At 34.9% G+C, this 19,144-nt stretch carries 16 protein-coding genes; 13 read left to right on the plus strand and 3 right to left on the minus strand.

Features of this window, described 5'->3' with window-relative positions; all coding sequences use genetic code 11:
- Positions 1-248 precede the first annotated feature (248 nt).
- A complete protein-coding gene (locus Q5N69_RS03910) occupies positions 249-818 on the plus strand; it encodes an inovirus-type Gp2 protein (RefSeq protein ID WP_304367543.1) in 570 nt (189 codons plus the stop codon).
- Here Q5N69_RS03910 and Q5N69_RS03915 read toward each other — a convergent pair.
- Positions 799-1,362: a PH domain-containing protein gene (locus Q5N69_RS03915; protein ID WP_304367544.1), complete on the minus strand. Its 564-nt coding sequence runs from the start codon at positions 1,360-1,362 to the stop codon at positions 799-801. The genes Q5N69_RS03910 and Q5N69_RS03915 overlap by 20 nt on opposite strands.
- Before the next feature lie 195 nt (positions 1,363-1,557).
- On the opposite strand from Q5N69_RS03915, the gene Q5N69_RS03920 reads away from it, so the two are divergent.
- The 7 genes from Q5N69_RS03920 to envZ all read left to right on the plus strand — a co-directional run bounded on the left by Q5N69_RS03920 (position 1,558) and on the right by envZ (position 9,348).
- Entirely contained in the window at positions 1,558-2,298 is a 741-nt protein-coding gene (locus Q5N69_RS03920; protein WP_304367545.1) for a hypothetical protein, read from the plus strand.
- A 140-nt stretch (positions 2,299-2,438) separates the two neighbouring features.
- Positions 2,439-2,666 (plus strand): hypothetical protein, encoded by a 228-nt coding sequence (locus Q5N69_RS03925; protein WP_304367546.1) that lies wholly within the window; start codon positions 2,439-2,441, stop codon positions 2,664-2,666.
- A 23-nt stretch (positions 2,667-2,689) separates the two neighbouring features.
- Positions 2,690-3,316, plus strand: coding sequence for a hypothetical protein (locus Q5N69_RS03930; protein ID WP_304367547.1), 627 nt, complete (start codon positions 2,690-2,692; stop codon positions 3,314-3,316).
- A gap of 244 nt (positions 3,317-3,560) precedes the next feature.
- Positions 3,561-5,597: an XrtA/PEP-CTERM system histidine kinase PrsK gene (gene prsK, locus Q5N69_RS03935; RefSeq protein ID WP_304367548.1), complete on the plus strand. Its 2,037-nt coding sequence runs from the start codon at positions 3,561-3,563 to the stop codon at positions 5,595-5,597.
- Positions 5,598-5,629: 32 nt separating this feature from the next.
- A complete protein-coding gene (prsR, locus tag Q5N69_RS03940) occupies positions 5,630-6,979 on the plus strand; it encodes a PEP-CTERM-box response regulator transcription factor (protein WP_304367549.1) in 1,350 nt (449 codons plus the stop codon).
- A gap of 154 nt (positions 6,980-7,133) precedes the next feature.
- Positions 7,134-7,859, plus strand: a complete 726-nt coding sequence (gene ompR, locus Q5N69_RS03945) for a two-component system response regulator OmpR (RefSeq protein WP_304367550.1) — start codon at positions 7,134-7,136, stop codon at positions 7,857-7,859.
- 190 nt (positions 7,860-8,049) lie between these two features.
- Entirely contained in the window at positions 8,050-9,348 is a 1,299-nt protein-coding gene (envZ, locus tag Q5N69_RS03950; protein WP_304367551.1) for a two-component system sensor histidine kinase EnvZ, read from the plus strand.
- A 133-nt stretch (positions 9,349-9,481) separates the two neighbouring features.
- On the opposite strand, the gene pckA is transcribed toward envZ, so the two are convergent.
- Both pckA and Q5N69_RS03960 read right to left on the minus strand, forming a co-directional pair.
- On the minus strand, positions 9,482-11,092 hold the full coding sequence (gene pckA / locus Q5N69_RS03955) for a phosphoenolpyruvate carboxykinase (ATP) (protein ID WP_304367552.1): 1,611 nt from the start codon (positions 11,090-11,092) through the stop codon (positions 9,482-9,484).
- Positions 11,093-11,414: 322 nt separating this feature from the next.
- On the minus strand, positions 11,415-14,111 hold the full coding sequence (locus Q5N69_RS03960; protein ID WP_304367553.1) for a penicillin-binding protein 1A: 2,697 nt from the start codon (positions 14,109-14,111) through the stop codon (positions 11,415-11,417).
- 123 nt (positions 14,112-14,234) lie between these two features.
- Here Q5N69_RS03960 and Q5N69_RS03965 point away from each other — a divergent pair, with 123 nt between their 5' ends.
- Genes Q5N69_RS03965 through Q5N69_RS03985 form a run of 5 tightly spaced genes read left to right on the plus strand, consistent with a single transcriptional unit; the run spans position 14,235 to position 19,093 of the window.
- A complete protein-coding gene (locus tag Q5N69_RS03965) occupies positions 14,235-15,314 on the plus strand; it encodes a pilus assembly protein PilM (RefSeq protein ID WP_304367554.1) in 1,080 nt (359 codons plus the stop codon).
- Positions 15,302-15,883 (plus strand): PilN domain-containing protein, encoded by a 582-nt coding sequence (locus tag Q5N69_RS03970; RefSeq protein ID WP_304367555.1) that lies wholly within the window; start codon positions 15,302-15,304, stop codon positions 15,881-15,883. Before Q5N69_RS03965 ends, Q5N69_RS03970 begins: the two co-directional genes overlap by 13 nt.
- Before the next feature lie 2 nt (positions 15,884-15,885).
- Positions 15,886-16,488, plus strand: a complete 603-nt coding sequence (locus Q5N69_RS03975; RefSeq protein WP_304367556.1) for a type 4a pilus biogenesis protein PilO — start codon at positions 15,886-15,888, stop codon at positions 16,486-16,488.
- Entirely contained in the window at positions 16,485-17,018 is a 534-nt protein-coding gene (locus Q5N69_RS03980) for a pilus assembly protein PilP (RefSeq protein ID WP_304367557.1), read from the plus strand. Before Q5N69_RS03975 ends, Q5N69_RS03980 begins: the two co-directional genes overlap by 4 nt.
- On the plus strand, positions 17,018-19,093 hold the full coding sequence (locus tag Q5N69_RS03985; RefSeq protein ID WP_304367558.1) for a type IV pilus secretin PilQ: 2,076 nt from the start codon (positions 17,018-17,020) through the stop codon (positions 19,091-19,093). The genes Q5N69_RS03980 and Q5N69_RS03985 overlap by 1 nt, the downstream gene beginning before the upstream one ends.
- Positions 19,094-19,144 lie beyond the last annotated feature (51 nt).

Here is a 19,144-nt window from a genome sequence, read left to right on the forward strand (position 1 = left end):
CTAGCCAACAACTAGAGTATAACTGAGAAAACAACTTTTCAATAGTTAGTGTTCACATACCTGCTAAGTCTTTTTATATATGTGTTGATTGTTATTAACTTTTATTTATAGGTTCTTTACCCTCTAGATTTTAAAAGTTTGATGGTAAGGCTATACAAGTAATAGGCTGGGATAGGTAAGTGATAACTAACTTTGAACTAGGTATTTAATAATATCCTTTAGTGTATCTCTGTTATTTATATTATCTAATGGCGTACATAATTAAAGACAAAGCAATAACTGTAAACGATAAAACATGGTGGGTTAATTCTTCTGGTAGTGGGTTAATTAGTCATGGAATTAAAGCAATGATTAACCAAGTTGACGCAATATTAAGTCATCATAGTAAAATTCATATAATTCGCTTTGATTTAAGAGTTTATGAATATACCGAAAATAACGGAATTATGACGGTCTTAAATCGTAGATTACACAAATGGCTTAAAAGTAAATATGATTTAAAACGTATTGGTTTTGTTTGGTGTAGGGAGCTGGAAACCTCTAAGCAGCAGCATTATCACTATGCTCTTATGATTGACGGGCATAAAGTTAAATACCCTATAACGATTAATGAAAAAGTGAAAGAAATATGGCGGCAATTAGACGGATCAGAATTCTTTCCTAAGAACTGCTATTACAATATAAAAAGAGGTGATTTTAAAACGATACAGGCGGCTATTTGGCGTATATCTTATTTGGCTAAAGCTAGGGGAAAAGGATATAAACCAGCACAAACGAAGAATTATAGAACAAGTCTGATTAAACATCGTAGTGTATGACTGTTTTAGTTTTAATTTTAGCCTGATTAGTTTCAATCTTTAATTGTTCTCTTCCTGGGTTTTCTAAGTATGGAATAACAACAAGACCGCCATAAGCATATAGGTTTAATGTGCCATATTTTTTCCATAGATTTAAATTCCACCTCCCCATTGGAGTTGTTACGAGTTCAATGTTTTCTAGATTTTCTATTTTTAATTTATCAACTTTTCTAGTTAGAATACCACTTTCAACGGTGACATCTGTATCTGTTATATATGCTTGAATGCAGAAAGGTTCGGCTATTCTATACGAGTCTTTAAGAATATATAAAACAGGAAAAATTAATAGATTAAATAAGTCTTCACTTTGATAGGCTTTGTCGATAAGTAATAGGCCATAGCTATTGATTAGTCGGTTTAGGCCGTCATCTCTAAATAATATTATAAGTATCCCATTCAATAAAATATAAGTGATAGCTACGCCTAAGATTTTAAAAAGAATCTCGAATAAAGCTTCAAAACTTCGAGCTAATCTAACTATTGATAAAGGATGTTTGTGTCGCATTTATTGGATATGTCAGGTTGAAAATTTATTTTAAATAATACAATAATCATAAATATAAAGCTTAAATTTCTCTTACAGACTAAATCTTATGAGAAAAGGGAGAAGTTATTCTCAGGTTAATTTCGTTAGGGCTTTTTAAAAGGCATAAGTAGTTATTTATAATAAAATACACAAAATAAAAATAAGGATATAAAGTTGATTGGCTATTTAAAAAAGTTTACATATACAAATGAAGAACTTATCTCACAAATAAGAAGAGGTGATAAAAGTATTCTATCTGTAATTGCTCACCTTGATATGAACAAAAAATATGAAATTAAAAATGAAAGGCCAACGACTCTATTATTTTATAGTGTCACAGGGATGTTTGATTCTGGAGGGTATAGTAATCAAATCGTTGAAAAAATGATTTCATGTGGAGCTAACTTAAATAGGATGGAAAATTATAACAAACAACAAAAAGAACAAACTGGAGTCTTTTATTACGGTACACCATTACAAGCAGCGATAAAAAGCTTTAGGCCTGATCTAGCGGTAACACTGTTGGAGCATGGGAGTATTCCATCACAATGTTTCTATAATTTTATTAAATCAATTAACTTTAAAATGGACACAAATGATATATATAGATGTGCGGAACTCATGCTCTTAAGAGGCGCTGAACCAAACGAGTTTTCAAAAGATGAAATTCACAATTTTGGTGAAACGGCATTAGACATCTTATTATTTAGATCAACATGTAAAGTCGATCAATTTAATTCTGAAGCATTGATTAATTGTTATAGAGAGTTGATAAAATTGCTTAAAAGCCATAAGGCTCAAGTAGGTAACGGATATATATCAAGTGTGAAGGCCTTAGAGCATGATAAATATGAGGTTACTTTTAAGAGGAGCTATTCTGATTCATATACAATGGTTATGAAATGTATAAATTGATGTGTGACTTGTTGGCAAGGTAAACACAGTATCATGATTGGAATCTATTTCTACTTATAAAGCTCTTGAGTTAAAACCTGTTTTTCGTACTAGATAAAATGCTATAATGTAAACTTATCTTTACGAATTAGGTTTGTATTATGGAAAAACCAATCAGCAGTAAATACATGAGTGGTGATATCAGACACTTAATTAATGATGCTATTCAAAGTGAGTTAGCAAACTTACCAAGTACTCTAGCTGAAATTAAAGATCCCGTTCAACGATTAAACTTCTTAACTAAGCTTATGCCATTTGTTTGCGCTCCAATTAAACAAGTTGGTATTATGACAGCTCGCAGGGAAACAGGTGAAGATCTGATAACTTAATCAGAGTTTTTGGAGTATATCTGATGCCTAAAGGTCAACATTTTGGGAGAAAACAAACTAGAGCTTATACAGGTGAATATCATCGGATTAATGCTCGTATATTTAAGCCTCTACTCACAAATCCGCTAGGGAATTATTCTCTTGATTCTGAATACTTAGATAATGAACACTCCAAGCTAAAGTTATCAGAAAACAAAAATGGCATTCGCTATTTAACATTTACTATAAATCATAAACCCCATCATATTGCGTTAAAACTTGATAATCGAAGTGCGAGCAATAAACTTTATATAACTTGTCCTTATTGCCAAGGACAGCGCCAACACCTTTACGCAATTAAATATGCTTATGGTTGCCGTAAATGTATTGGCTTACATTACGCTACGCAAAGCGAACGACCACAAGAAAGACTTATGAGGCGAATCAGAAAGCTAAGAAAAGATTTATGGGGATATGATTGGCCTGATGTTAATAATATGTTTGAACGCGTCATATATTGGCCTAAACCTAAGTGGATGCGTTGGAAAACATTTGAACAAAGACGCAATAAAATAATTGAGTTAGAAAAAACATATTGGGCTTTAGCCGCTCAGCAATTGAAAAATACATTTGGTAACTATCTATCAAACAGTGAACTTCCTATTAAGTAGTACCCTGTGTAGTACTGCGCGTGGTCTATTTGATGTTTTTTAATGTATATAAAGGCTTGTGGGTATTAATCGATTCCTGCCGAGAGCGCCAATTCTTGCTTTAATTATCACTCTAAAACAAATCCTTTTGTATTCGATACATATACATAGAAAAAGTCGTACTTTAACGTTAACATGCTATTAGTTTTTAAAGAGTGCTAACGTGATTAATCTCTTTATTCAGAAGCACATAGGATGAATAGTAATGAATTCAATTGGTTTTTTAGGCTTTGCATTTGCAAGCTTTTCATATGTTATTTTTACATTACTTATCCTTGCAGCACGAAATAATACCTTATTGGCTCGATGTATAATTATTTGTGCATTATCTACATTGGCGGCCAACCTAGTAGCGGCGCTTCAAATCAAATGGGGTTTTAGTTTACAGCTTGTTATGGTTGCCGATGGCTTCAAAATAGCTTGTTGGTCTATTTTAATCCTTATATGTAATACAGAAGAGCCAACCTTTCGGCGTTTACTTTCTAATGTTTATATAAAAAAATATTGCCTAATATGGCTTGGTTTAATGCTGAGTTGTTGGGGACTTACCTATAGTCTTAATTTTTCTTATGAGTATTTGTTTTTATTATTTATAGTTTTAAATTTATGGACATTAGTTCTACTTGAACAACTCTATCGCAGTGCAGATTCTCAAGTTAGATGGGCGATCTGGCCACTTGTTATTGCTATTGCGAGTATCTCTTTATTTGACTTCGTTTTGTATGCACAAGCGATGATGGTGCAAAGCTTAGACTTCGATTTTTGGTTTAGCCGAGGCTTTATCGCTATTGTTGTTGTACCACTTTTATTGATCAGTACACGTAGAATAAAAAATGGCTCCGTAAGAATTTTCGTTTCAAGAAATGTTGTTTTTTATAGTTCTATGCTTATGATTGCAGGACTATATTTAGTTGTTATGGCTATTGTTGGTTATGTATTAAGTTACCTAGGTGGCAAATGGGGATCTGTATTTAGTATTGGCTTTCTTGTTTTAGGTGGCGTTGTTCTTATTGTTTTATTAGCGACAGAAACTTTACGAAGAAATGTGAAGGTATTTATTGCTAAGAACTTCTTTGCAAATAAATATGAATACAGAGATGAATGGCTTAACCTCATAGGTAAAATTGAAACGAGTAATGCTGAAAATAACTATCAAATGGCAACTCATATCATGATGGACAAAACAGATGCGCAATATGGTGCTATTGTTAAGCAAGTATCTAATACGCAATTTGAAACTAAATATTCATCTGGTTTAGAGTTTGAGGAAATGTTTCTGCCGCAATTAATTCACCTTTGTCATTTTTGTAAGCGCCAAGGTTGGATTGTTGATTTCAAAGAATACTCAAAAGGGCCTAGTATTTATCCGGATTTGTCCCTTAATTTATTACAGTGGCAAGAGAAAAATATATCGGTTGTAGTGCCAATTTTTATTGGAAAAGATTTTTATGGCTTATTTATTTTAGCCACAGAGAAAAAATTAGATAAGTTAAATTGGGAAGATCGCGATTTACTTTTTGCAATATCGCAACAGTTAGGTAATGTTTTATCGTTATACGAAGCGAACGATAAGCTTGCGGAATCAAGACAATTTGATGCTTTTAATCGCATGTCGGCTTTCCTCGTTCATGACTTGAAAAATATACAAGCGCAACTAGGACTTATAACAACAAATGCACAAAAGCATAGAAATAACCCTGAGTTTATTGATGATGTGTTTGAAACAGTTGAGTCTGCTACTGAACGTTTAGACAAGGTGCTTTCCCAATTACGTAATAAGCAAGTCGCACAATCTAAGAGTAATACGTTTACTATTAGTGGTGTATTAGAAAAAGTAGTAGAACAGAGAAATGTTAAAAAACCTTTAGTTACCTTTAGTGTAGATGCAGAAGCTACCGTTATTGCAGATAAAGAGGTGTTGTTTTCTGTATTAAATCATCTTATTCAAAACGCTCAAGAAGCAACACAACCTGATGGCTGGGTAAAAGTATCATTAAATAATATGTCAAATGAGGCGGTTATTATCATTGAAGATAATGGTAGTGGTATGTCAAAAACATTTATTGAAAAAAGATTGTTTAAACCTTTTGATACAACAAAAGGTAATGCTGGGATGGGTATTGGTGTTTATGAAGCCAAACAGTTCATTGAAAGCATTTCAGGAGTTATTAAAGTAGAAAGTGAGGAAGGAGTCGGTAGTAAGTTTACTGTTACCATTCCAGCAACTTCACCATTAATATAAATGAAAGATTAAAAGAGAAGGATTCTTTCTAAATGGAAAAATTATTAATCATTGATGACGATAAAGGTATTCAAAAGCAGCTTAAATGGAGCTTATCTGATTACGATGTAGTTTTAGCTGGCGATAGAGAAAGTGCTATTGCAGCGGTTAGACGTTTTGAACCAAAAGTAGTGACATTAGATTTAGGTTTACCACCAGATGAAGCAAATGCTTCAGAAGGTTTAGCTGCACTACAAGAAATTCTTACTATAGCGCCACACACTAAAGTGATTGTTATCACGGGTAATGATGATAGAACCAATGCTTTAAAAGCGATTGCTGCCGGTGCATACGACTTTTACCAGAAGCCTGTAGAGTCTGAAGTTATTAATGTGATCGTTTCTCGCGCTTTCAGCGTTGCTGCAATTGAAGAAGAAAACAGATTAATGCGTTCAGTTGCTGGTAGCGATATTGGCATCATAGGTAATAGTGCAACCATAGACAGACTGCGTACTATGGTTAAACGTATTGCTCCTACTCAGATCACAGCATTACTATTAGGTGAAAGTGGTACAGGTAAAGAAGTGACAGCTAATGCTGTTCATTTAGCAAGTGATAGAAAAGACAAACCATTCATTGCTATCAACTGTGCTTCTATTCCTGAAACTTTATTAGAAAGTGAGTTATTTGGTTTTGAAAAAGGGGCTTTTACAGGAGCTCATAAAACCACTAAAGGTAAAATAGAGTGTGCTGAAGGCGGTACTTTATTTTTAGATGAAATAGGCGATATGCCTTTTAATCTTCAAGCTAAATTATTACGTTTTTTACAAGAAAAACAAATAGAGCGATTAGGTGGCAGACAAGAAATTTCTGTTGACGTAAGAGTGGTTTGTGCAACAAATCAAAATCTTGAAGAAATGGTAAAAGAGAAAACATTCAGAGAAGATCTATTTTACCGTGTGAGTGAAATTACTTTGAATATCCCACCACTTAGAGACAGAGATGAAGATGTTATCATTTTAGCGCAATACTTCTTACAACGTTATGCTCTTGAATATAAAAGTAATGTAAAGAGCTTTTCAGATGATGGTTTTGCTGCTATTAAAGCACACAGATGGCCCGGTAATATTCGTGAGTTACAGAATAAAGTTAAAAGCTCAGTAATTATGTGTACAGGTACACAAGTTACAGCGATGGACTTAGGTTTCTTTGATCATGAAAATACATCTTTCGAGCTGTCCCTGAATTTGCGTACTGTGCGTGAACAAGCTGAGTCGATTGCAATCAAGAAAGCTTATTCACTTTCAGATGCTAATATGTCAAAAACAGCTGAGTTACTAGGTGTAACAAGGCCTACCTTATATTCACTTATTGAAAAGTATAATTTGAATGTGGGTGAGTAAACCTATTTAACCTAAATACAGGCATTTATTGCGTTAGAATTGTTCAGCTATTCATAATTTGTAACAAATGCCTAGCCATTGTCACAAAGGAGCTTTTCAGTTTTAGCGCTTTTTCACTTATATTAAGAACATAACCGAAACAGAGAACATTCCTATGGGTCAAGAAACTCCAAAAATTTTAGTGGTTGATGATGATATGCGTTTACGCGCATTACTTGAGCGTTATCTTGTTGAGCAAGGTTATGTTGTAAGAAGTGCTGCTAACTCAGAACAAATGGATCGTTTATTAGAACGTGAAAATTTCCATTTATTAGTATTAGATCTGATGCTTCCAGGTGAAGATGGTTTATCTATTTGTCGTCGTTTACGTCAAAACTCTAACGATATTCCAATTGTTATGCTGACAGCTAAGGGTGATGAAGTAGATCGAATTATTGGTTTAGAATTAGGCGCCGATGATTATATGCCTAAACCATTTAATCCAAGAGAATTGTTAGCACGTATTAAAGCTGTGTTAAGACGTAAGGTTCTTGAAGCGCCAGGTGCTCCAAGTTTAGAAGAGAACATAATTTCATTCGGCGAATACCAACTAAACCTAGCAACACGAGAAATGTTGAAAGGTGATGTAAGCATGCCATTAACGAGTGGTGAGTTTGCTGTTTTAAAAGCATTAATTAGTCATCCTAGAGAACCTCTTTCTCGAGATAAACTAATGAATTTAGCTCGAGGCAGAGATTATTCTGCACTTGAAAGAAGTATCGATGTTCAAGTTTCTCGATTAAGACGTATGCTTGAAGAAGATCCTGCAAAACCTCGTTATATTCAAACGGTATGGGGCTTAGGTTACGTATTTGTTCCTGAAGGTAAAGAAACTGCTTAAGTTTTTTAACAGCTTAACATCATTTTTATAAGGCAGAATATCTGCTAGAACTCATTGAGAAAGAACACTTCATTTTTAATAATGAAGTGTTTACTCAGAATTCTTTATTCGAAAGTTAACATCCACTCCCAAGTTCAAATTGTTATTATATGGCACATCAAAAGCTTAGGTATTTAGGTAAAAAGTTATTATGAAAGTATTACCACAAAGCGCATTTGGGCAAACGGTATTATTAATTGGTGTTTTACTCTTAGTTAACCAAGTTGTTTCTTACATTTCGATTGCTATCTATATCCTTCAACCCAACGCCCAACAAGTTAACCAACTACTCGCAAAACAAGTAAAAGCTGTATTTATTGATATTGATGATCCTGTTCTTAGGCCTGCAATGGCTGAGGCATTTCATAAAGAAACTGGAATTGGTGTATATCGTGAGAATGTTGCTATGCAACTAGGTTTACAGCACGCCATTCATTATCCATTTCGTTCTGAAGAAATGTCATTCTTGCTTGGCGGACCTGCAGAAGTTCGCATTTCACAAGGTGATGAATATTTATTCTGGATAAGGCCGCCTCAATCTCCTAATTGGTGGGTCAAAATACCGTTAACTGGGCTAGAAGAAGAAAATCTTTATCCATTACTTGTTATTTTAGCCATTTTAGGTGTGGTTAGTGTAGCTGGTGGTTGGCTGTTTGTACGACAACTGAATAGGCCATTAACTGCATTACAGAATGCCGCAGAAGAGGTGGGAAGAGGTAACTTCCCTGAGCCACTAGAAGAACATGGTACGACTGAAGTTGTTTCGGTGACTCAGGCCTTTAATCATATGTCTAAAGGTATTCTACAGTTAGAGGATGATAGAAACTTATTGATGGCCGGTATCTCTCATGATTTACGTACACCGCTTACACGTATTCGTTTAGCTTCAGAAATGATATCTGTAGAAGATGAGTTTCTAAAAGAAGGTATTGAGGGTGATATTGATGATATGAATAAGATCATCGATCAATTTATTGATTATATTCGCCATGATACTAAAGATACTATTGAAAGCAGTGACTTAAATGAGCTGTTAAAAGAAGTTATACAAGCCGAAAAGACCCAAGACCGTGTTATTGATTATGAAGAGAATAAAATCTCATTAGTGCCTATTCGCTATATCGCAATAAAAAGAGTTATGGCTAATCTGATTCAAAATGCATTACGTTATAGCGATGGTAAAATAACGGTTGAGTTAAGTGAGAAAGTAAAAAGTAATCAAGTGATCATTACGGTCGTAGATGAAGGTCCTGGAATACCGGAAGATGAAATATCTCGTTTATTTCAGCCTTTTACCCAAGGTGATATTGCACGGGGTGGTGAAGGTAGTGGCTTAGGTTTAGCTATTATTAAACGTATTGTCGATTCTCATGGTGGAAGTGTTAAGTTGACTAATGTTACAGAAGGTGGTCTCAAAGCTACTGTAACTTTACCTTTTAAGCTAAATTAAGTTTACTTAAACTTAGCGGAGTCTATATTGTTTAATAGCTTCGTGGCTGTTGGGTGAGTGTGTAATACAGAAAAGCAGTATAAGTGAAAACTTATACTGCTTTTTTAATGTTGAATATAGAATTTAGATACTTTTAAAGCTGTGGCCCCGCAGGCACAAGCGACTTACCATTCTCGGTGTCAGTAAATTTTTCAAAGTTATTCACAAATCGAGTTGCCAGTGCATGAGCTTTATCTTCCCATTCACCTGCGGCGTCGTAAGTATTTCTTGGGTCTAATATTTGTGTATTCACACCTTTTAAAGTGTTTGGCACTTCGAGGTTAAATAAAGGCACAACAGATGTTTCAGTATCATCAATAGAGCCATCTAAAATTGCATCGATTATTGCACGTGTATCTTTTATTGAAATACGTTTACCTGTGCCATTCCAACCTGTATTCACTAAGTAAGCTTCAGCACCAACTGCTTCCATACGATTTTTTAATACTTCAGCGTATTGCGTTGGGTGTAAACTTAAAAAAGCAGATCCAAAGCAACTTGAGAATGTTGGTGTTGGTTCAGTAATTCCTCTTTCCGTTCCAGCTAATTTTGCTGTAAAGCCAGATAAGAAATAATACTGTGCTTGGTCAGCTGTTAGCTTAGCGACAGGAGGTAAAACTCCGAAGGCATCGGCTGTTAAAAAGATAACTTTTTTAGCGTGACCTGCTCTTGAAACCGGCTTAACAATGTTTTCAATATGATGAATAGGGTATGAAACACGTGTATTTTCAGTAACGGAACCATCATCAAAATCTATTTTTCCGTTTGCGTCAACGGTGACATTTTCTAATAATGCATCGCGTCTGATTGCATCATAAATTTCCGGTTCGTTTTCTCTGCTAAGATTAATTGTTTTTGCATAACAGCCACCTTCAAAATTGAAAACACCGTTGTCATCCCAACCATGTTCATCATCACCAATCAGTTGACGTTTAGGGTCTGTTGAGAGTGTTGTTTTACCTGTGCCTGAAAGTCCAAAGAATATAGCAACATCACCATCTTCACCAACGTTAGCGCTACAGTGCATTGAAGCGATACCTTTAAGAGGTAATAGGTAGTTCATCATGGAGAACATACCTTTTTTCATCTCTCCACCATACCAAGTACCGCCAATTAGCTGAATTCTTTCGGTTAGGTTAAAGGCAACGAAGTTCTCCGAATTTAAACCTTGTTCTTTCCATGAAGGGTTAACTGTTTTAGCACCGTTCATAACAATAAAGTCTGGTTCGTAAGTTTTTAATTCTTCATCCGTGGGGCGTATGAACATGTTTTTAACAAAATGAGCTTGCCATGCTACTTCAGTGATAAAACGAACCTTTAAACGAGTGTCATTATTGGCACCACAATATGTGTCTACAACAAATAATCTTTTACCTGTAAGTTGAGTTGTCACTAAGCCTTTCAAATGAGCCCATGTTTCTGGTGACATTGGCTTATTATCATTTTTACCTTGATCTGACCACCATACCGTGTCGCGAGATACATCGTCTCTAACAATATATTTATCTTTTGGAGATCTACCTGTAAAAATACCTGTATTAACGTTTACCGCACCTAGCTCTGTTTCTACGCCTTTATCAAAGCCTGTTAACGTACTTTTGGTTTCTTCAGTAAATAGCATTTCATAAGATGGATTGTAAACAATTTCAGTAACATTCGTTATGCCGTATTGTGTTAGATCGATTGTATTTCCCAAAGTAGTCATCTGATGTATCTCCAGCGGTAAAGTTTTAAATAGAATTAAGCTTGTAATCATTCTAGTTGACTTTCATGTAAAGCGAAAGGTTTAAATCTTTCGTTGTGAAAGTTTTTGATATAACTTTCACAACTATATTATAAGTAAAATTAATCTTTTTAGGGTTTTGTTTTTCTATCTTGTTGTTTATAAATGGTTATTTGTTTTATTTGGAATTGGGAGAGATTTCTGGATAACATTGTTTTTAGTTATTCAGAAATCTATTTTTAGAAAGGTTTATGTTATGTTTTGGAGTTTTTTATGTAAGTTGTTAGTTGTTGTTACATTTTTGTTAAAATATTCCATCGATACTAGAGTTATCGCCTTCGTTTAAGTTATATGTATCATTTTTAGGGATAGATTCTGTTGGAATCGTTCCTTTCTTGAAATACTCAAAATCACTTGAACGGTCAGTTTTATGACTTAGTTTACCTGTAGCTTTATCTATACGTGCAGATACCACATCATTAGGTTGCGTAAAAGCTTCATAAGGGAAATAAGGCAAAGCTTCTTTCATGTAAAGGTTCCACGCAGGTTGAGCAGAGTTAGCCCCAGCCTCAGAACCAGTGATTTGATTCTTTGGTAGATTATTATTATATGAAGTCCGCCCTAAATCTTTCGACGGGTCATCAAACCCTATCCAAGTAGAAGTCACTAGGCGTCTTGAAAATCCTGAGAACCAAGCATCTTTCGATTGGTTGGTTGTTCCTGTTTTACCAGATAAGTCTTTTCTTTTTAAAGCACGCGATCGCCAACCCGTACCTTGCCAGTATGGCTTCTTATTCCAGTCTGCACCCCAAATGACTGAATTCATTGCGTTAGTGATTAAAAAAGCGTTTTGAGGGTTTAAAACTCTTTCAGCTATATTTAATTCTATTAGGTTGTTATCTGTAGTGATTGATTTGTTGGTCGTTTTTGACTCAATACCCGAATCATCAGAAGCCTGAGCACTAGTAGTTAGTTCGCTATTAATTAGCTCTGTTTCTGTTAATTCTGGGTCATCACTGATTTCATCATTATTCGAGATAAATTCAACGACAACATCTTGAGCATTGCTTTCTGTATTTACTGGTTCTAGTGATTCTGCTAATTTTTGTTGTATACAGATTTCATCACAGGCAATTTTTGGGTTTGCTTTAAATACTACATTACCATTAGAGTCTTCAATTCTGTCTATAAAGTAAGGTTCAATTAAGAAGCCTCCGTTTGCAAAAACTGCATATCCCGTTGCAATTTCTAGTGGTGTAAAAGAGGCAGAACCTAACGCTAAAGTTTCGTTTCTTGGTATTTCGTCTCTTTTAAAGCCAAAAGATTGTAAATGGTTAATAACATTTGTTTTACCTACCTGTCGAAATAAACGAACGGCAACAACGTTTTTAGATTGAGCTAATGCGAGTCTAACTCTTATCGGGCCATCGTATTTAGCGGGTGAGTTTTTTGGACGCCAAACACTGCCACTACTTTCATCCCATTGATTGATAGGGGCATCATTTACTAGCGATGCTAAAGTAAAGCCATGTTCAAGTGCTGCAGAATAAAGAAAAGGCTTAATATTCGAACCTACTTGACGCTTGGCTTGAGTAACACGGTTAAATTGGCTTTGCTGAAAACTATAACCACCTACTATGGCTTCAATCGCTCCATCATCAGGTGATAATGATATTAATGCTGAACTAGCTAAAGGCAGTTGACTTAATCGATATAAGTCATCTTTTTTGTCGATTAAGATAACATCGCCATAGGTTAGAATTTGGTAAGCATAATCTGGAGCTGTTCCTTGTCTGCTATCAGTAATATATTTACGCGCCCAAGATAGTCCGTCCCAATCTATAGTTACAATGCTATTATCTTCTAAACGCACTTTTATTGAATTATCTAAAACCTCAATCACTACAGCAGCTAGTAATGATTGGTAAGTTGTTATTTGTTCAAAGGCTTGTGTTATCTCTGATTCTGTCAATAACTCTGTATTAGTGATGATTGGGTTTTCATCTTGAAAGTTTTCTTTTAACTGAGGACGTAAACTTAATAATGGACCTCTGTATCCGTGGCGTTGATCGTAAGCATGCAAATTAGTTATAACGGCTTGTTGAGCAGCGATTTGTAAATGACTTTGAACTGTTGTGTATATTTTGTAACCTTCAGAATACGCAGCTTCTTTGCCAAAAATATCTAAAACTTCTTGGTGAGCCATTTCAGCAAGGTAAGGTGCACTAAGTTGTATTTCTGTTCCGTGCTTTTCACCAGTAATTGGTTCTCGCATTGCCTCTGCGTACTCTTCATTTGTAATGTAATTTGTGTCTAGCATACGTCTTAATACAACGCTTCGTCTTGCTTTGGCTTTACTTGGTGAGCGAATCGGGTTAATTGCTGAAGGTGCTTTAGGTAAGCCTGCTAAAACAGCGATTTGCGCTAAGCTCAAATCGTTGAGTTCTTTGCCATAATAAACTTGTGCAGCTGCAGCAAATCCAAATGAACGATGTCCAAGAGGAATTTTATTTAGGTAAAGGGTCAATATTTCATCTTTGGTTAATAAGCTTTCTATATGAAAAGCGAGAAAAATTTCGCGAATTTTCCGGGTGTAAGTAATTTCTGAACTTAAGAAAAAGTTACGAGCAACCTGCATGGTTATTGTACTAGCTCCACCCTTATTTTGGCCTGTTAATTGACCTAAAATAGCTCGGCTCATTCCAATCGGATCAACACCAAAATGATAATAAAATCGATCATCTTCTGTGGCGAGAAGTGCATTGATTAAATGCTGAGGAACTTCATCTAAAGTTACGGGTATGCGCTTTTTTTCTCCAAATTGAGAAATAAGTTTACCGTCAGCACTAAATATTTGCATTGGCGTTTGCCATTGAATTTCTTTAAGAATATTGACACTTGGTAACTCTGAACGCATTGAAAAATATAGTGCTGCAAGAGATATCGAACCAAGAATAAATAATATAAAAAATACTTTTAATAGATTTTTAAATGTAAACACAATAAAAAATACTCAATAAAATTAATAAAATCGTTTAATATTACTAGTATATCCTGTAAAACAGTGTAATAAATGTATTTATGTTTATTATTTTGAATAACAAAAATAACTTAGTAGGATGTTATGTTAAGCAGTCTATGGAAAAAGAAAGTATCACTCATTGTTGGGATTGATATTGGTTCACATAGCGTTAAAGCTGTGTTGCTCAATCAAGGGAATGATGGCTACATACTTGAGGCTTTGTTGGAAGAAACAATGCCAAGAGGTGCAGTGATTGATCGTGAAATTCAAGATATTGAAGCCGTTGGTAATGTTATTGCTAAGATAAGAAAAAAGATAACTTCTTCGGTTACCCACGCTGCTGCTGCGGTATCTGGGCAAACAGTAATCACCAAGATCATCTATATGGATGTAAACCTTAGTGAACAAGAATTAGCGAGTCAGATAGAAATTGAAGCTGATAGTTTAATACCTTACCCACTCGATGAAGTTAGTTTGGATTTTGAATCATTAGATGTAAATGAATCGGATCCTAGCAAAATTAATGTTTTATTAAGTGCGGCTCGTACTGAATCTGTTGAAGCTCGTGTTTCAGCACTTGAAAGTGGAGGGTTCCAAACCAAAGTTATTGATGTTGAATCATACGCTATCAGTCGACCTTATGATTTAATCTTATCGCAATTGCCTGACGATGCCGAAAATAAGATTGTTGCCATGGTAGATATTGGTTCCGTGATGACTTTATTTTCAGTCACAGAAGCTGGTCAGCATATATATAGTCGAGACCAAATATTTGGTGGCGAACAATATACCCGTTCAATTGTATCTTATTATAATAAAACTTTTGAAGAAGCCGAGTTTGCGAAAGTTAGTAATGATTTACCACCAAATTATACTTTTGAAGTATTAGCTCCTTTTCATACCGTTTTAGTTCAACAGATACGTCGTGCTATTCAAATGTTTTTAACATCAAGTGGTAAAGATAAAGTTGATTACCTTGTTATTTCTGGTGGTACAGCTTCAGTAGAAGGCGTTGAAAATCTTCTTACTGAAGAATTAGGAATACATACGGTTATTGCTAATCCTTTTAAAGAAATGAAAAAATCTGACAACATTGATATGGATAAGTTAGAAAGTATTGCACCTAAATTTATGGTTGCTGCTGGGTTAGCGTTAAGGAGCTTTAGTTCATGGCATATATAAATCTACTTCCATGGCGCGAAGAAGCCGAAAAAGCTAAACAAAAAGAGTACTTTTCTATACTTGCGCTTGTGGCAATTGTTGCTTTTGCTATTGTTTTTGCAATTAGCCAATATTTTCAAGCTAAAATAGACGGTCAGAACACACGCAATGAATATTTAAAGAATGAAATTAAAATATTAGATATTCGCATTGCCGAAATCAAAACTTTAGATGAAAAGAAAAAAGAATTAGAGCAACGTATGAGCGTAGTTGAGCAATTACAACGAAGCCGTAATGTTGGTACTCAAGTTTTGAATGAAATTGCTAAGACAATTCCTAATGGTATTTATTTGACTCATTTGAAGAAAGTAAATAACACCCTTGAATTACAAGGGAAAAGTGAATCAAATAACCATTTAGCAAATATGATTAGAGAGATAGAAAGATCTGATCTGTTTATTGATGCTGTACTTGAATCAATAACATCGAAAGATGCTGAGAGTAAGCTATTGAGTGACTTTAAAATGAGAGTCACAATTAAGGGCTTAATGTCAGATGAACAAACGAAATCAGCTCAAGGAGGAAGATAAATATGCAATTAGATTTTTCTCAGTTTGATGGACTAGAATTAGATAATATTGGCGAATGGCCTGTTTTACCTAAAATAGTACTTACCATTTTTATTGGTATTGTCGTACTCGTTTTAGGTTATATCGGTTTAGTAAGTGACAAAATAGATAGATTGAAGAATGTACAATCTCAAGAGTTAACGTTACGTGAAGAATATCGTGCTAAATATCATGTTGCTGCTAATTTAGAACTTTTTCAAGAACAAATGAAAGAAGCAGAAAATTTATTCGCTAAGCAACTTAAAAGCCTACCAGAGAGTCATGAAACTCCAGGTTTATTGGATGATATAACTTTTGTTGGGACTACAAGTGGATTAGATTTTGCTAAACTTAATTGGCAGCCAGAAATTACTAAAGAAATCTATATTGAGCTTCCAATCGATATTGAAGTACAAGGTTTCTACCACGAGTTTGGTAATTTTGTAAGTAAAATAGCAGGCTTACCTCGAATCGTCACATTACATGACTTTGATATAGAGTTTCCACCTGCTCCTTTTAAAGCGACTGACTTTCTTGTATTAAAGCTGCAAGCGAAGACTTATCGTTATAGGGAGGCTGAAGAATGAAAAGATTAGCTTTGCTATTTCCATTGTTATTATCAGGTTGTTTTGATGATACTGATGAAATCAGAACCTATATTGCAGAAGTTCAAGCGAATACGACAAGTCGTATCGAGCCAATGCCAGAGGTACCTGTTTTTAATCATTATGATTACGAAGCTCAGAATATGCGTAGCCCGTTTGATTTACCTCAAGCAGAAGCCATTCAAGAAAAACTACAGCAAACCTCTGGATGTTTAAGTCCTGATCCTCGTCGAAGAAAACAACCGCTTGAAAAGTTTGCTATAAGTGATCTAACTATGCGCGGTACTTTAGGTGAGCTGGGTATTACGTGGGGTCTTGTTGAAGCATCTGATTCTACATTGCATCGTGTTGCAATAGGTGGATACGTAGGTTTGTATAATGGAAAAATTACTGCAGTAAATCAGAAGTCGGTTGCTGTTACAGAATTAATTCCTGATGGTGCAGGTTGTTGGGTTGAAAGAGAAACGGTTATTACAATGTCAGAATCGGATTCAAAGGGGCAAAGGAAGTAATGTTGCTATTAAATAAAATGAATAAATATAATTCTTATAAAATGTTAAACATTAAGTACCTTATTTCTGGGTTGATGTGTTTATTTTCTACATTTGCAATGTCTTCTAGTTTAACAGGCGTTAAATACAATACGATGCAAAATGAAGAAATAAAACTAACGTTTATACTTTCAGAAGATCTAAAGATCCAGCCGAAAGTAAAAACTTCTATGAGCCCCGCAAATATATCGCTTACCTTCGAGGCTGACAGTTTTGATCTGCAACTTCAAGAAACCATAGTTGAACATGCGGGTGTTAATAATATAACCGTACAAAAACGTTCAGGTAAGGTTGTCGCTACTATTCATATGGATCAATTATCTGTATTTGATGTGTCTCAAATAGACAATGAGTTTTCATTGGTACTGAATAAAGGCCTAAAAAATACATCTGTTGGACAATTACCTGATATTGGTAAAGACTTTATTAACAATGTTTTATCTTTAGATTTTAGAAAAGGACAAAATAACGAAGCTCAGGTTTTAGTTAACCTAGAAGATAGCATGGTTGCTGTTGATGTAAGTGACAAACTGGGTAAGTTATATGTTGAATTTCATAATACTGAAATTTCGGAAGACTTATTATATCAATTAGATGTGACTGATTTTGGTACTCTAGTTACAAATATTGAAACCTTTAAAGAAGGTCGTAATGCACGTTTAGTCATAGATATAAATGGTGATTTCACTTTTAAGCATCAACAACTTAATAACCTATTTTCTTTAACTGTAGCTGAGAAGATTAAAGTACCTGGTTATTTAGGTGAAAGTGATGACTTTTCAGGTAAAGCGATATCACTTAACTTTCAAGATATTCCAGTAAGAACCGTTTTACAAATCATCGCAGATTATAATGGCTTTAACCTTGTTACCAGTGACACAGTTGCTGGTAGCATAACTTTACGACTTGATGGTGTTCCTTGGGATCAAGCTTTAGATATTATCCTTAAAGTTAAAGGTCTTGATAAGCGTATGGAAGGCAATATCTTAATGGTAGCGCCAAGTGATGAATTAGCTGCACGTGAAGCTCGTGACTTACAAGCATTACAACAAGTTGAAGAACTAGCTCCGTTATACTCTGAATATGTTCAAGTGAATTACGCTAAAGCAAGTGAATTAGCTGATCTCGTTAAAACTGAAGATAACAGTATTTTATCAGAACGTGGTAGTGTTAGCGTTGATGAAAGAACGAATACACTTCTAATTCGTGATACGGCAAAAAGTATTGAAGACATTAAAAGAATGGTTACGGTTCTTGATATACCTATTCGCCAAGTAATTATTGAAGCCCGCATGGTTACGGTTGTTGATAGTGTAGATGAAGAGTTGGGCATACGCTGGGGCATTACCAATACTGATGGCGAATATGGAAGTGCAGCTACTATAGATGCTCTTGATGACGCGAATGGGTTGACTCAAACTCCAGTGGGCACAGGTGCAATTCCTGATTTAGCTGACAGATTAAATGTAAATCTACCAGCAAGTAGTGGTGCAGCAAGTCTTGCATTTCAGGTTGCTAGATTAGCAAATGGTACTATTTTAGATTTAGAATTAAGTGCCCTTGAGCAAGAGAACAAAGGTGAAGTAATAGCGAGCCCGCGCATCACAACATCAAATCAGAAAGAAGCTTATATTGAGCAAGGTGTTGAAATACCTTACCAAGAAGCGGCTTCAAGTGGTGCAACTTCTGTTTCATTTAAGAAGGCAGTACTAAGCTTAACGGTAACCCCTCATATTACACCTGACGATCGTATTATTCTTGATTTAATTGTATCTCAAGATACAAGAGGTGAAGAAACTGTTTCTGGTCCTTCAATAAATACGCAGAGAATTGGTACACAAGTATTAGTAAATAATGCTGAAACAATTGTTTTAGGTGGCATTTATGAACAATCATTGATTACTAGTGTTTCAAAAGTTCCAGTTCTTGGCGATGTGCCATATTTTGGTTGGTTATTTAGAAATACCAGCAATGTTAGTGAGAAAAAAGAGCTATTAATCTTTGTTACACCCCGCATAGTAACAGAGCGTTTATAACTATTTTGCAGTAAGTGAGGACTTTTGTCCTCACTTACTTGCATTTTACAT

The sequence above is a fragment of the Pseudocolwellia sp. AS88 genome (genome assembly GCF_030551755.1).
Taxonomy (GTDB): domain Bacteria; phylum Pseudomonadota; class Gammaproteobacteria; order Enterobacterales; family Alteromonadaceae; genus Pseudocolwellia.

What these genes read in the sequence shown, in the direction of transcription:
- Q5N69_RS03910 (WP_304367543.1), top strand. Translation starts at nt 249, where the DNA reads ATGGCGTACATAATTAAAGACAAAGCAATAACTGTAAACGATAAAACA.
- Q5N69_RS03915 (WP_304367544.1), bottom strand. Translation starts at nt 1,362, where the DNA reads ATGCGACACAAACATCCTTTATCAATAGTTAGATTAGCTCGAAGTTTT.
- Q5N69_RS03925 (WP_304367546.1), top strand. Translation starts at nt 2,439, where the DNA reads ATGGAAAAACCAATCAGCAGTAAATACATGAGTGGTGATATCAGACAC.
- Q5N69_RS03930 (WP_304367547.1), top strand. Translation starts at nt 2,690, where the DNA reads ATGCCTAAAGGTCAACATTTTGGGAGAAAACAAACTAGAGCTTATACA.
- prsK (WP_304367548.1), top strand. Translation starts at nt 3,561, where the DNA reads ATGAATTCAATTGGTTTTTTAGGCTTTGCATTTGCAAGCTTTTCATAT.
- prsR (WP_304367549.1), top strand. Translation starts at nt 5,630, where the DNA reads ATGGAAAAATTATTAATCATTGATGACGATAAAGGTATTCAAAAGCAG.
- ompR (WP_304367550.1), top strand. Translation starts at nt 7,134, where the DNA reads ATGGGTCAAGAAACTCCAAAAATTTTAGTGGTTGATGATGATATGCGT.
- envZ (WP_304367551.1), top strand. Translation starts at nt 8,050, where the DNA reads ATGAAAGTATTACCACAAAGCGCATTTGGGCAAACGGTATTATTAATT.
- pckA (WP_304367552.1), bottom strand. Translation starts at nt 11,092, where the DNA reads ATGACTACTTTGGGAAATACAATCGATCTAACACAATACGGCATAACG.
- Q5N69_RS03965 (WP_304367554.1), top strand. Translation starts at nt 14,235, where the DNA reads ATGTTAAGCAGTCTATGGAAAAAGAAAGTATCACTCATTGTTGGGATT.
- Q5N69_RS03970 (WP_304367555.1), top strand. Translation starts at nt 15,302, where the DNA reads ATGGCATATATAAATCTACTTCCATGGCGCGAAGAAGCCGAAAAAGCT.
- Q5N69_RS03975 (WP_304367556.1), top strand. Translation starts at nt 15,886, where the DNA reads ATGCAATTAGATTTTTCTCAGTTTGATGGACTAGAATTAGATAATATT.
- Q5N69_RS03980 (WP_304367557.1), top strand. Translation starts at nt 16,485, where the DNA reads ATGAAAAGATTAGCTTTGCTATTTCCATTGTTATTATCAGGTTGTTTT.
- Q5N69_RS03985 (WP_304367558.1), top strand. Translation starts at nt 17,018, where the DNA reads ATGTTGCTATTAAATAAAATGAATAAATATAATTCTTATAAAATGTTA.